The sequence below is a fragment of the Streptomyces sp. f51 genome (assembly GCF_037940415.1).
In the GTDB taxonomy this organism is placed as follows: Bacteria; Actinomycetota; Actinomycetes; order Streptomycetales; family Streptomycetaceae; genus Streptomyces.
The window spans coordinates 107,668-120,449 of the sequence record NZ_CP149798.1 but is presented as its reverse complement, the minus strand read 5'-3'; the positions used below and the strand labels follow the sequence as shown (position 1 = coordinate 120,449).

Genomic DNA, 12,782 nt, shown 5'->3' with positions numbered 1-12,782 from the left:
AAGTACGGCATCAGAAGCGACGCCGCGTTCGTGCGCGTCGCGCCGACCGGTGCCGAGGACCATGCCGAATCCGCATCCGGGGCGGGACGCCCCCGAGACCGCCTACATCAGCCATGTGGGCAACTGCCGCACGTGCCAACGGGAATCGGGGCGCTGCCCGCAGGCCGCACGCCTGTGGCGGTACTACCAGGAGTGGCGCAACGGCCACCGTGCCCGGTCCGACGACACGGAGTGAAGCCTGGCCACCGCCCCGTACGATCCGCCCGGCAGCGAAGACGGGACCCGCCCGGTCACGGACGACCGGCGGCCGATGAGACGATCCTTCTCATGGTCGAGTGCGGGGCGCGGAGAGCGCCGTGCGGGGGAGAGGTGTCATGCGAGACTCTGCGCGCGGATCCGCCGGCGAGGTGTCCCGGCCCGTGGCGGTGAACGGCCCGCCGGCGCTCATGCCGTGGCACGTGGCCCCGGCCGGGTCCGGTCCGACGCGCGCCGCCGTCCTGGTCCTGCACGGTGGTGCCGCCGACGGCAAGGCCCCGCCGCGGCCCTGGAACGCCGCACGCGCACGGATGAGGCCGTTCCTGCGCCATGTGACGCGGGCCCTGCCGGACGACGGCACCTTCGTCGGGCAGGTGCGCTACCGCCACCGGGGCTGGAACGGCGCGGACGCCGACCCCGTCGCCGACGTCCTGCGGGCCCTGGACGAACTCTCCGCCCTGGTCGGGGAGGTGCCGGTCGTGCTCGTGGGGCACTCGATGGGCGGGCGCGCCGCTCTGCGGGCTGCTGCCGTACCGCGGGTCCGGGCCGTGGTGGCGCTGGCGCCCTGGTGCCCGGAGGGCGAGCCGGTGGCCCACCTCCGGGACAAGCGGGTGATCGTGCTGCACGGCGACCGGGACCGGATCACCGACCCCGCGGAGTCGTTCGCCCTCGTCCGCCGGGCGGTGGAGGCGGGCTCCGCCGCGAACGCCGTGCGGGTCGCGGGCGGTGACCACGGGATGCTGCGGCGGGCGCGGACCTGGCACCGGGTGACGGCCGCGACGGTCGCCGGCCTGGTCTCCCGGATCGCCGAGGGGCTCGACCCGCTCCCCGCCGAACGCTCGGGCGGCGAACCCGAGGTGCTCTAGGGCGCGTCCAGCCGGTCGTCGGGGTTCGGGGTGGGGGACAGCGTCCGGCGGCCGCCGGACGCGGGCCGGCCCGCGGACGAGGGGAGAGGCGCGCCCGTCGACGGATCCCAGCTCAGGATCCACTCGAAGTCGCGTTGCAGCCGACGGGCCTCGCTCCGTACGAGGGTCGGTATGTCGCCGCGTTCGGAGATCAGTTGGGCGTAGATCGGCGCATCGTGCACGTGGGGATCCTCGACTCGCTCTCGTGGTCTGACGTGCTTCGACGGTACGGCCGGCAGATGACCGCAGCAGTCGTCCGGCCAGTTCGGCCAGAACCGGTCAAGGTCCGACCGATCGGCTCCGCCGATGTCGAACGGTGTGCCGGGGAGCGCCAGTTCTGTGCACACTTTCGACACAGGCGAGACGACCGAGCGTGTGACCGGCCCTTCCGGGGCCGCGTGATCCGGCCGCTCGGTTCGAGCGGATCCCCACGCGGGCGGACTCGGCCGAGTCGCCCGGCCGGGCGGGAGCCGGGGCCGATCGCCTCAACGGCCGTGCTCAGTCGCCTTTTCGAGCACGGCGTGTGTCCTCACCGTCGCACTGCGGGGTGGTGCGACGAAGGTCACGAAAACGTATCGGACATCTGGGGCGTGGATCTTCACATCCGGTGCACAACATGGCTAAGTTGGCGACCAGGTCGCCCGACTCCCTCCGGCGAAGTTCGCCGGGCGGCGCGGCCTCCGCCGAGTCCTGTCCGCCCTCGTGGCGGCTGGAGCCGGGGACCCACCGAACCTGGGGTGAATCGGCCAACCGCCTTTCGGGGCAGGGGCCGTAGGGCATACCTTCCGGAATCGTCCGCCCGAACCCGACAGCTAACCCGGTAGGCGGACGACGGAAGGAGTACCACTCCATGGCGCCGGAAAGCACCCCGCCCAGCAGCGAAGAAGTCGCCCGACGGCTCTCGTCCCTCTACGACCAGGCGGAGATGGCCACCGGTAACTTCAACGGGACCCGCGCCCTGGCGAACTCCACCCGCAGGCCGGGCAGGCGAGGCTCCGGCCAGGGGGGCGGCGGTTCCGAGCCCGCCCAGGAAGACCTGATGCGGCGGTACTTCGACGGGGCGCGCTCCAAGTTCGGACCCTCGGCTCCGGCCGTCCTTCCGGCCGACCGGCTGCCCGACCGAAGCGGCGCGGGCGCCCGCCCGAAGGAGGGTGCGCGAGGTTCCAGGGGGTCCTCGTCCGACCTTCCGACGGTGTACGAGCTGGAGCAGATCGTGCGGCCCGTAGCCGAGTTGACGGCGGCCCCGGTGCTTGAGCTGACCGCGGGCCCGTCCGCGGAACCGTCGGCGCGCCCCGTCCTGGAGCTGACCGCCGGTCCGGTGGCCGAGACCGGTGGCGCCCAGGCGGCCACGGGAGCCGGCGTGGCGGTCCGTGCGGCGCTCCCGGCGGGAGCCGCCCCTGCCCCCGCCTCGCAGAAGGCGTCCCTGCACGGCAGGAAGCAGTCCGCCCGGCGCAAGCTCGCCGCCGCGCAGGAGCTGATGGCCCGGCACGCTGCCCGGCAGAGCCTGCCCGTCCCGCCTCAGCCGCAGGCTCCGGCGATCGAGTACAGGCCGGTGGAGCAACCCCTGTTCCCGTCCCTCCCCCCGGTCCCGCAGACAGCCGCGTACCAGTCGATCGCTCCGGCCCCCGCGTTCCAGCCCGCGCCGCAGTCCGTCGCGTACGAACAGGCGCCCCGGACCGCCGCGTTCGAGCAGCTGCCCCAGTCCACCCCGTTCCAGGCCGCGCCCGCACCGCAGCCCTTCGACACGGGCTCGATGCCCCACGCGTACGACACGGGCTCGATGCCCCGGGTGCAGGAAACCGGTTCGATACCGCTTGCGTACGAGACGGGCCCGATGCCCCAGGTGCAGCAGACCGGCTCCATGCCCCGCGTGTACGAGCCCGCGCCCGCGGCCGCCGAGTCCAGATCGGTGCTCCTGCCCCTCTCGTACGAGCCGACGCCCCCGGACTCCGAGTACAGGTCGGTGCTCCTGCCGCTGTCGTACGAGACGCCGGCCCGTCCCAGCGGGTACCGGCCGCCTCCGGAGCCCCCGGTGAGCGAGCCGGCGCCCCGGCCGCCCGTGTACGAGCCCGTCTCCCCGGCCGCCGCCTACCGGTCCGCCCCCATGCCTCCGGTGAGCGAACCGGCGCCCCAGCCGCCCGTCTACGCACCCGCGCCGCCCGCCCCCGCGTATCAGCCGGCTCCGATGCCTCCGACGAGCGCGCCCGCGCCGCAGGCCCCCGTTTTCGAGTCCGCGCCGCCCGCCCCCGCGTACCAGTCGGCTCCCATGCCTCCGATGAGCGAGCCGGTGGCGCCGCCCGCCGACGACGCCTGGCGTCAGGCGCTGCGGCCGACCGGCGAGCAGCAGGCGTGGCCCGCCGCTCCCTCCGGTGGCACGAACCCGGGGTTCAACATCGACAGCCTCGTCGCCCCCGCCGCCCCGCCGGTCGTCGGACACGACAGCAGGGCCGCGGAGGCGGTCGCCTTCGCCCGCGCGCAGGTCGGCAGGCCGTGCGTGTGGGGAGCGTCGGGACCCGGGTCGTACGACCCCTCGGGACTCACCCAGGCGGCCTGGAAGAGCGCCGGGGTCATGCTCCCCCGCGCCACGCAGGACCAGGCGCAGGCCGGTCCCGCCGTCGCCCTCACCGAGATGCAGCCCGGTGACCTGGTCTTCTTCCACGCCAATGTGAGCCACGTCGGTCTGTACGTCGGCGACGGCATGATGGTCCACGCGCCGAGTCCCGGGGCGAGGATCTCCGAGGAGTCGGTGGCGTACGCAGGGCAGGCGGCCGTCCACAGCGTCGTCCGGCCGGTCTGACACCGCCCCGGCCGAGCCGGGGCGGCGGCCCGCCGTCAGAACTCGCTGTCGATCCCCGTGACGGAGGCGGGCCCCAGCGGGGCGTCGTCCGCGGACAGGCCGCTGTCCCGGAGCGCGCCGGAGACCAGCCGCACGGCCTCGGCCTCGGCGCTCCTCCGGTCCGTCGCCTCGACCTCGAGCCGGACGGAGAACCGGTTGTCGTCGACGGTCAGCAGGCTCAGCTCCTCGCTCTCGCCCAGGTCCGTGTTCTGCGGGTCCTGGGGGCGAAGCCTGCGTTCCACGTCGGCACGGGAGGCGTCCGAGACGCCGTGGACGAACGTCCCGGGAACGGTGATGACGTAGGTGGTCACAGGAACTCCTAGTGCGGCCGGGCCGAGGGGCTGAGGTGCGGTCGGTTGCGTGATCGCCCGTCTACCCCGCATTGTGCCGGGCACCCGGATCTTCTTCGCGTCGGACGCGGCCGCCCGCCGCGCCGCGGGCCGCGTCACCGGTGCCGGACGGTGCCTGCCGTGCGGTGATCGCGTGGCGATACGGTCGGCCCATGGCTGACGCTCGGTTGACCACCCCCTCGTATCTCGTCCTCGGCATCATCGACAAGCTGGGCGAGGCCAGCGCGTACGACGTCAAGGGGGAGGCGGCGCGGACGGTCGCGCCCTTCTGGTCCGTCCCCCACGCGCAGGTGTACGCGCAGTGCGACCGTCTCCTCGACGCCGGGATGCTGTCGCAGGTACGGCAGGAGAGCGGCCGCAACCGCAGGGTGCTGACGCTGACGGACGAGGGCAGGGCGGCCCTGCGGGGCTGGCTCGACGACTCCGCGTTCGTGCCGGTGGAGGCCCGCGAGCGCGGCATCCTCAAGCTGTGGTTCGGCGGCCGGCCCGAGGTGCTCGGTCCCGTACAGCTCGACGAGCACCGCAGGACCCTGGGCGAGTACGAGGAACTCGCGGAGAGTGTCGGTGAGTTGCTGACGCGCGGGCAGCGGGACGCCCTGGAGTTCGGCATCCGGTACGAGCGCATGATGATCGACTTCTGGGGATGGGTGCAGCGCAGGGACGAGGACACGACAGACCGTTGACCCCGGCCGTGGACGGCTCTACCGTCTCGATAGTCCAAACGAGACTATCGATGGCCGGGTCGCGGCCACGAGCAGGGAGTCGTCGTGCGTCGTCCGACGGGCACCACCTGGCGCCGCCTCGCCGTCATCGCCCTGACGGCCGTGTGTGTGGGCTACGCGCCGATCGCGATGACCGAGCTGTGGCCGTACGCGCGCCCAGGCGCTCCGGCGTACGGCGAGTGGATCCTGGCGCACGTGGTCTCGCCGCGTTACGTGGCCGACGCGCTCGCCACCCGGATCGGGCCGTACCGCCACAGCCTCGTGCCGATGATCGTGCACTCGGTGCTCGGCGGTGTGCTGATGCTGCTCGGCCCCGCCCAGGTGCTCACCGCCGTACGGCGTCGCGTACGCCTGCACCGGGCCCTCGGCGTGGTCTTCGCGGTCACGGTGTACGCCTCGATGGCGGGCGCCGGACTGTATCTGGCGCGCACGGCACCCGAGGACGCCTTCAGCGGCGCCGCCTTCTGGATCGTGCTCGCGACCATCCTGGTGGGCACCGTGATGAGCGTGACCTTCGGCGTGCTCGCCGCCGTCGGCGGGTTCCCCGATCTGCACCAGCGCTGGATGCTGCTGTGCTACGCCTTTCTGATGACCGCTCCGCTGCTCCGGTTCGAGTGGGGCGGCCTGCCGATGCTCCTGCCCGGGCTCTCCATGGCCGAGATCAACCAGCTGGCCACCATGCACCTGGGCTCCGTCGTCGCGTTCGGCGCGCTGATCGCCTCGCGTTCCCTCGACCGGCGCGAGAAGGTCGCCGGGGTGTCCGGAAGCTGGGCGCCCGTGCCCGTCCTGGCCCTCGCGCACCTGGCGGGGGTGGCCGCGCTGGCCTGGATCGCCCGAGCCTCGCTGCATCACGGCGCGCAGGGGCGACGACTTCTGCTCGCCTACCTCCTGCCGTACGCCGTCTCGTACGCGGTGATGGCCCTGCGGGCGCGACGGGCCGGCCGGGAGGGACGCCTCTGGGCGCGTGAGGAGTGGCGGCTCCACTGGGTGGCCCTGTGTCTGGCGCCGGTGCTGTCGGTCGGGGCGGCCCCGCTCTTCGAGCGGTCGCTGGGACTCGACGGACTCACGGCGCTGGCCGCGGGCGCGGCGATCGGCTGCGGTGTGACGGCGTTCATGGCGACCCTGGCGGTGAGCATGCGCGTCATGTACGCCCGGGAGGTTCTCAAGAGGGCCGCGCCCGCCCCCGGTTCGGGCACCCGTCTCTCGGCACCGGTCGCGTAGCCGCCCGGCCCGCCCCGGCCGCCCGTTCGTGGCCCCCGCTGTCCCTCGGCACTCCCGTTCATCCCGTCGTGCCCCTCGCCCGGAAACGGAATCACCATGCCCGACGCATCAGCATCAGCATCCGACCCGAACGACCCGAACCCGTCCGGCGGTTCCCCGGAGCGCCCCGGACAGTCTCCGGGCGGCGTGCTTGCGCCTCTCGCGGCGGGCGGGCGGCCGTTGACCGCGGGAGTGGCGATGCTGGCCACCGCGGTGGCCGTCGTCAGCGTCCTCGTCGGCGGGCTACTCGCGGCCGTGGCCCTGACCGGACACCCCTTCGGCGCCTGGCGGTCCCCCGAGTCGCTGACCCCGGGGCTGATCGGCGCGGCCATGCTCGGCACCGCGCCCGGCCTGTTCGCCGTGAACCGGGCCCGCGCCTGGCACGAGGCCCGCTCGCTCGTCCACCCGCTGGCCGTGGTGCTGATCGGGCTGTTCACCGTGAGCCTGCTGGACGCCGGGCAGCTGTACGTGGCCCGGGGCGGTTCCATCGTCCCGGTCCTGTTCAGCCTCGGCTGGCTCCTCGTGCTCGGCACGCTGTGCGTGTGCGCCCTGATCGCGCTGGCCTGGCAGTACCTCGCCCCCGGCCGGCCGGTCGGCCCGAACGGCGCGCCGCTGCCCGGCTGGTCGAAGCCGGCGCTGGCCGTGCTCGGTTCGGCATGGCTCGGGATGGGTACGGGGCTGCTGGTCCGGCCCGCGTTCTGGGCCGGCTTCGTGCCGTGGAGCGTCGACCGCCTCGACGCGAGGGCGCTCGGGGTGTGGGCACTGGCTCTCGGCGTCGGTGTCCTCGGCGCGCTCGCCGAGGACGACCTGGGCCGCACCGGCCCGGCCCTGATCGCGCTGCCGGGCACCGCCGTCGCCCTGACCGTCGTCCTGGTCTGCCGCGCCCCGGCCGTCGACTGGTCCTCGGGCCCGGCCCTCTGTCTCGTCGCCATGGTGGCCGGGCTCCTCCTGACCGGCCTCAGCGGACGCGTCCTGCTGGCGAGATCCTCGGCGGCCGAGCCCCGCAGCTGAGAACCGACCGAGTCAACTCGTCTGTCCAGCCATGCATGTGATGCTCCGTCACTTGTCCGTGCGGATCGTCCTGACGCTCGCAGGGGTGCTTCGCTGCCGACTTCCGGCAACGTTGTCCACGGCATCTGTTCCGGGCGGAGGCAGGGCCGCGGCAGGCACCCGGGCGGCAGGATACGAGCCGCTGTCAGATGACGAACGTTGCTGGGGGTGGTACAGCTATGCGCCGGTGGGATCGTCCTCCGTCCGTCCAGGAGCCGGACCTGACGGAGTACGTGCGCAGCACGGTGTGGGGGCCCGCCGAGTTCGCCGGGTGGCCGCCCCGGAGGCTGGTGGGGGAGGGGATCCTCACCGGGGTGTTCGGGGCCGGGTCGATCGTGGGCGCGGGGGTCGTCGGCGACCGCACCGGAATCCCCGTACTCGAAAGCGGCGAGGCGGGGCTCGTGTGCGCCGGGGTCCTCGTCCTGCACCTGGTCCGCCTGCGGGCGGGGAGGGCGCTGGTCGGCGTCGTCGCGGCCCTCGGTGTGTGCCTCGCCCTCCAGGTCCCGCGGGCGGCGGCGGACGTGGTGCCCGCGGACGGGGAGCGGGTGGCACCCATGGTCGTCACGTCCGTCGAGGGCGGCGGGCAGGAGGGCGCGAACCGCCCCGGCTACCGGTGCTCGGTCGTGCGCCCTGACGGGGCACCGTTCAAGGTCCGCATCCGGCGGGGATGCGGGCGGACCACCAGGCCGGGGGACGTGCTCGCCGTCGTCTATGACCCGCAGGGCCGCATACCGCCCCGTGCCCTGGCCGGGGGCCCGGTGACGGAGGGGCCGCTGCGCGGTTCGGCCACCCTGGTCGCGGTCCTGATCGCCGGATGCGTGCTCGCGGTCGTCCGCGCCCACCGCCTCACCCCGGCGAGCTGCATCGTGTGACGCCGTCCGTGCCGTCCGATGCCTGCCGCCTGCGCCTGCCGCCTGCCGCCTGCCGCCTGCCGTCCGCCGTGCGTCTTTCGCGGTTCGCCCGCCACCACCGCGCCCGCCACCACCGGACGTCGCGGCCGGGCGGGTTCACAGAGGGAGGATCACCAGGGCCGTGTCGTCGGTCATGCCGCCGGGCGGGAGCAGGTCCGTCAGCAGCGCGTCGGCGAGGGCCTCGGGTTCGGCCAGCCGGTGGTGGGCCAGCGCGGTGGCCAGGCGGCCGAGGCCCACGTCGATGTCCTCGGTGCGGCGTTCGATCAGTCCGTCGGTGTACAGGACCAGCGTGTCGCCCGGGGTGAAGCCCGTCGCGGCCTCCGGGCGCTCCACGTGCTCCGGGCGGGCCCCCAGCGGCGGGTCCGTCGCCCCGTCCAGGAACTCCACGCTCCCGTCGCCGCGCAGCAGCGCCGGCGGAGGATGTCCGGCACTGCTGTACGTGATGGTGTTGGCCTTCCAGTCGATCCAGGCCGTCACCGCCGTGGTGGACTCGGCTCCCTCCACGGAGCGCGCGTACAGTCCGAGCACCTCCAGCGCCCGGGCGGGACCCGTCGCGGCACGGGACGCGGCGCTGAGGGCGCTGCGCAGCTGCCCCATGACACAGGCGGCGGACAGCCCGTGCCCCACCACGTCGCCCACCGCGACCGCCATCCGCTCCCCGGTCAGCGCCACCAGGTCGTACCAGTCCCCGCACACGTTCAGCGAGCTCGTGGCCGGCCGGTAGCGCACGGCCGCGTGGTGCGGCCCGCGCTGGTTCGGGGAGGGCAGCAGAGCGTCCTGGAGGGCGACGGCGACCTCCCGTTCGCGGGCGTGGGCGCGGCGCAGCCGTTCGTTGAGCTCCTGGAGTTCCCTGGCCCTCGTGTACAGCTCGGCCTCCAGCACCGGGCTGCGGTCGTCCCGGTCGAGACCGCCACGGGCCCGGATCAACTCGGTGACCTCCTCCACCCGGTGGACCACCAGGGCCACCGTGCCGTCCGGGTGGAGCACGGGCGCGTTGACCGGACTCCAGTACCGCACCTCCCAGACACCCGGCCGGTCGAGGGACTCCACGTCGTACCGCTGGAGTGCCATGGCGTCGCGCTGCCCGGTCTCCACCACCCGGCGCAAGGAGGCCTCCAGGTTCCGCATCCCGGTGGAGGCGGGATCGCCCGGCCGGTCGGGGAAGACGTCGAAGAGATAGCGGCCCACCAACTGCTCATGGGAACGCCCGGAGTTGCTCAGATAGTCGTCGTTCGCGTCGAGGAAGACCATGTCCGGGGTGAGCAGCGCGACCATGCCGGGCAGGGCGTGGAAGACAGCGCCGAAGTCGATCTCCGCTCCCGTCACCGGTTCACCGCCTCACGCCGCTGCCCTGGCCGTGCCCACGGTCGATGCGGCGGAGCACCCTGCCCTGTCCCACCGGCCCGGGACACGACCGGGGCCCACGTCAGGGCGTACCCGTGGTGCAGTGCTCCCATCAGGCCACCGGTCGGCGCCCGGCGCAACCGCGGGGGCGCGTGGGGCGCCGACCGGTGGCCGGGGAGCGCGGCGCGAGGGGGTCTCCGGTGACCGCCGAAGCGTTCTCGGCCAGTTGCTCCGTACGGGGTCACTGTGAATCCCGAAGACGTTTGAACACAACGCGAGCCGTGTGCGTATAGGGCCGGGGGATTTCCATGCCGAGCCGACCACGAAGCGTAGGAGCACCACCTTGGGACGCAACACGCGAAGACGCCCCACGGGCGCACGCCGCGCGACCTCTGCCGCTTTCGCACTGATCCTGGGCGGAGGCGGACTGCTGGCAGTCAACGTCTACGCATCGGCGACCGAGACCGGGACGGGGGGCGACCCGACGGGCGTTCACGTCCTGTCCGCCGGTTCCGCCACGATCGACTGTCCTGACGTCGGGGAGCAGTTGAAGACGGTCCCGGACGCCGCCAAGGCGGACGTCGACAAGGAACTCGCCGGTCTGGACCAGCAGATCGCCGAGGCCTACCGTCAACTCCAGGCGAGCGCCGACCAGATGCAGCAGAGCGGCGACAGCGGCGCCGACGCGGTGATGATTCCGCTGAAGGACAAACGGGCCGAGTCGATCGGCCGCATCGTGGCCGCCATCGACGCGGCGGGCGACCCGCCGAGCGGGCTCGACGCCTTCGCCGCCTGCATCCTGCGCCCCTCCGGCAATCAGCCCGGCACCGGCGCGGACAACGGCCGGAGCGCCTCGCCGCAGGACCAGGGGAGTGCGTCCCCGAGTCCGAGCGGCACGGCCCAGAACCAGGGCGGCCAGCAGGGCGGCACTCCGCCGGCCGGCAACGGCCCCGTGGCCGGCGACTACGCCGACATCAAGTCCGTCCAGCCCAACGCGCAGAACGCGCAGCCCCAGGCCGACGCCTCCCGGGGCGAGTTCGTCTCCAGCTGCGGTGTCAACGCCAACGGACTGTTCAACTCGGACAACGTGATCGTGGCCCCCGGTGTCAGCAACGGCGCCCACCACTTCCACGACTACGTCGGCAACCAGTCCAACACCGCGTTCGCCAGCGACGACGACCTGGCCAAGGCCGACACCTCCTGCCAGGACAAGGGCGACAAGTCCTCGTACTACTGGCCCGTGGTGCGCCTCCAGAACGGCAAGCAGGAACGCGACGCGGGCTCGCCCGGAGGCGGGACCGAGGGCAACGCCGGACAGATCGTCACGCCGAAGCAGGTCACGCTGACCTTCGTCGGCAACCCGCGCAGCAAGGTCACGGCGATGCCCCGCCTGCTGCGCATCATCACCGGTGACGCCAAGGCGTTCGTCAACGGCCCCGCCAACGCCAACGCCTCCTGGAGCTGCACCGGCTTCGAGGACCGGCAGCTGAAGGACAAGTACCCGCTCTGCCCGCAGGGCAGTGACGTGGTGCGCACCTTCAAGTTCCAGAGCTGCTGGGACGGCGCGAACATCGACAGCGCCAACCACCGCACCCATGTGGCCTTCGCGGACGCCCAGGGCAACTGCCCCGGCGGCTTCAAGGCCATCCCGCAGCTGGTGCAGCGCATCGTCTACGCCATCAACGCCCCGAGCCTCCAGGACGGCGGCCGTACGTCACCGCTGTTCGCGGTGGACTCCTTCCCGGAGAACCTCCACAAGCCGGTCACGGACCACGGCGACTTCATCAACGTCTTCGACGAGAGTCTGATGAACGAGATGGTCGACTGCATCAACAGCGGCAAGAAGTGCGGCGCGGGCGCCGGCAACGGCAATGGCGGCGGCAACGGCGGCGGCAACGGCAACGGTGGCGGGCAGCAGGAGACCCCTCCGGCCACCGACAAGCCCACGCAGAGCGCCGAGCCGAACCCCTCGGAGGCGGCCCCGAACCCCTCCGAGGCGGACCCGAACCCCTCCGGGAACCCCTCCGAGCAGCCGGCACCCACCGCGGACGACCCGTCCGACGGCAAGGGCGGCAACGGCGGCAAGGGCGGTAACGGTGGCACCGGCGGCAAGGACGGCACCGGCTCCGGCGACAACGGCGGCGGCCAGAGCGCCGAGCCGACCGCCGGGTCGCCGGGCACCGAGCCCGCGGGCGGCGACGCGCCTCCCGCCACGGTCGAGCCCAAGTCCGACGTGACCTCGTCGGCCGGCGACGGCTCGTCCGCCGCGCAGGAGACCCCGGGCGCCGACCAGGGCGGCGAGGTGGGCACGCCCGCGCAGACCGAGCCCGCGGCCGGGGGCTACCCCTCGGCCACCTCGGGGGTCGAGCCGCAGGCGGTCGGGACCGGCGGCCTCGCCGAGACCGGTGCGAACCTGTGGCCGGGCGCGATCGGCGGGATCTTCGTCCTGGCCGGCGTCTTCGTCCTCTACCGCATCCGGCGCACCTACGGGTGACGGGGACGGGACCCGGACGGACGAGTCCGGCGGACGCGTCCTGACGGACGAGTTTGAAGGGGGTTCGTGGCCTGTGAGGACAGGGCACGGGCCCCCTCGGCCGTGTTTAGGGCGGCCGTCTCGACCGGCGGTGTGCGCCGATTCACAGCATGCTGGTGGAAGACGCGATCATGTCGTCCACATTGGGGAAGGCGAAGCTCCATGGACGCATCAGAGCAGGCACCGGATGACCGGCCCCTCGACCTGTACCTCGAAATGCTCCGCCTGCGTATGGCTCCGGCGGACTACGCGCTCTTGCTGCGCATGGTCGAGCCCGTACTCGAAGCGATCAGGGAGGAGAGGGTGGGAGCGATCGAACTGTGTCTGGACGGCGAGGAACCCGAGAGCGTCCCGCAGGAGGTTCGCGACGAGGCGTCCCTCGTGGTCGCCGTGGCCGTCACGGGACGCCTGGACAACCGGATCGTCGAGCTGGAGACCGAGGAGATCGGCGTCGTGCGGGTCGTCACGGACTCGGGCACGGCGGACGATCCCGAGCGGTGCAGGGAGATCGCCGACTTCATCGGGGAGCGGCACCGCCAGGACGAGGAACTGCGGGGCATCGCCGAGGTGAGCGGTCTGCCCACCGACGTGTGACGTGCCCTCGAAACGGCCTGAT

At 73.2% G+C, this 12,782-nt stretch carries 11 protein-coding genes, 1 pseudogene and 1 riboswitch; of the genes and pseudogenes, 9 read left to right on the top strand and 3 right to left on the bottom strand.

Translation table 11 applies throughout. From position 1 onward, the window contains the following. Nucleotides 1-61: 61 nt before the first annotated feature. Nucleotides 62-235, top strand: coding sequence for a hypothetical protein (locus WJM95_RS00530; protein ID WP_339127411.1), 174 nt, complete (start codon nt 62-64; stop codon nt 233-235). 211 nt (nt 236-446) lie between these two features. Further along, on the top strand, nt 447-1,121 hold the full coding sequence (locus tag WJM95_RS00525; RefSeq protein WP_339135268.1) for an alpha/beta fold hydrolase: 675 nt from the start codon (nt 447-449) through the stop codon (nt 1,119-1,121). Here the strand turns inward: WJM95_RS00525 and WJM95_RS00520 are convergent. After that, complete coding sequence (locus WJM95_RS00520) at nt 1,118-1,342, bottom strand: hypothetical protein (protein WP_339127410.1); 225 nt, start codon at nt 1,340-1,342, stop codon at nt 1,118-1,120. The two genes, WJM95_RS00525 and WJM95_RS00520, sit on opposite strands and share 4 nt — an antisense overlap. Nucleotides 1,343-1,831: 489 nt before the next feature. Beyond that, nucleotides 1,832-2,003, top strand: a riboswitch (cyclic di-AMP (ydaO/yuaA leader). Between the two features lie 1,597 nt (nt 2,004-3,600). Here WJM95_RS00520 and WJM95_RS00515 point away from each other — a divergent pair. Further along, nucleotides 3,601-3,957 (top strand): annotated as a pseudogene (locus WJM95_RS00515) (C40 family peptidase); the annotation flags it as partial. Between the two features lie 35 nt (nt 3,958-3,992). On the opposite strand, the gene WJM95_RS00510 reads toward WJM95_RS00515, so the two are convergent. Continuing rightward, the gene (locus WJM95_RS00510; RefSeq protein ID WP_339127409.1) at nt 3,993-4,307 is read right to left on the bottom strand and encodes a hypothetical protein; all 315 of its coding nucleotides are present in this window, start codon (nt 4,305-4,307) and stop codon (nt 3,993-3,995) included. Between the two features lie 191 nt (nt 4,308-4,498). Here WJM95_RS00510 and WJM95_RS00505 point away from each other — a divergent pair, with 191 nt between their 5' ends. The 4 genes from WJM95_RS00505 (at nt 4,499) to WJM95_RS00490 (ending at nt 8,250) form a co-directional block, all read left to right on the top strand. Next, nucleotides 4,499-5,029, top strand: coding sequence for a helix-turn-helix transcriptional regulator (locus tag WJM95_RS00505; protein ID WP_339127408.1), 531 nt, complete (start codon nt 4,499-4,501; stop codon nt 5,027-5,029). Nucleotides 5,030-5,113: 84 nt separating this feature from the next. Beyond that, nucleotides 5,114-6,289, top strand: coding sequence for a DUF2306 domain-containing protein (locus tag WJM95_RS00500; protein ID WP_339127407.1), 1,176 nt, complete (start codon nt 5,114-5,116; stop codon nt 6,287-6,289). 237 nt (nt 6,290-6,526) lie between these two features. Continuing rightward, nucleotides 6,527-7,339: a hypothetical protein gene (locus WJM95_RS00495; protein ID WP_339127406.1), complete on the top strand. Its 813-nt coding sequence runs from the start codon at nt 6,527-6,529 to the stop codon at nt 7,337-7,339. Nucleotides 7,340-7,611: 272 nt separating this feature from the next. Continuing rightward, nucleotides 7,612-8,250 (top strand): hypothetical protein, encoded by a 639-nt coding sequence (locus WJM95_RS00490; RefSeq protein ID WP_339127405.1) that lies wholly within the window; start codon nt 7,612-7,614, stop codon nt 8,248-8,250. A 135-nt stretch (nt 8,251-8,385) separates the two neighbouring features. On the opposite strand, the gene WJM95_RS00485 is transcribed toward WJM95_RS00490, so the two are convergent. Next, complete coding sequence (locus WJM95_RS00485; RefSeq protein WP_339127404.1) at nt 8,386-9,615, bottom strand: SpoIIE family protein phosphatase; 1,230 nt, start codon at nt 9,613-9,615, stop codon at nt 8,386-8,388. A 361-nt stretch (nt 9,616-9,976) separates the two neighbouring features. Between WJM95_RS00485 and WJM95_RS00480 the strand changes: the two genes are divergently transcribed. Together WJM95_RS00480 and WJM95_RS00475 are read left to right on the top strand one after the other, a co-directional pair. Next, nucleotides 9,977-12,127, top strand: a complete 2,151-nt coding sequence (locus WJM95_RS00480) for a DUF1996 domain-containing protein (protein ID WP_339127403.1) — start codon at nt 9,977-9,979, stop codon at nt 12,125-12,127. A gap of 201 nt (nt 12,128-12,328) precedes the next feature. Beyond that, a complete protein-coding gene (locus WJM95_RS00475) occupies nt 12,329-12,760 on the top strand; it encodes a hypothetical protein (protein ID WP_339127402.1) in 432 nt (143 codons plus the stop codon). Nucleotides 12,761-12,782: the final 22 nt, after the last annotated feature.

Excerpts from the sequence above, each read along its gene's own strand:
- WJM95_RS00530 (WP_339127411.1), top strand. The coding sequence starts at position 62 with ATGCCGAATCCGCATCCGGGGCGGGACGCCCCCGAGACCGCCTACATC.
- WJM95_RS00525 (WP_339135268.1), top strand. The coding sequence starts at position 447 with ATGCCGTGGCACGTGGCCCCGGCCGGGTCCGGTCCGACGCGCGCCGCC.
- WJM95_RS00505 (WP_339127408.1), top strand. The coding sequence starts at position 4,499 with ATGGCTGACGCTCGGTTGACCACCCCCTCGTATCTCGTCCTCGGCATC.
- WJM95_RS00495 (WP_339127406.1), top strand. The coding sequence starts at position 6,527 with ATGCTGGCCACCGCGGTGGCCGTCGTCAGCGTCCTCGTCGGCGGGCTA.
- WJM95_RS00475 (WP_339127402.1), top strand. The coding sequence starts at position 12,329 with ATGGACGCATCAGAGCAGGCACCGGATGACCGGCCCCTCGACCTGTAC.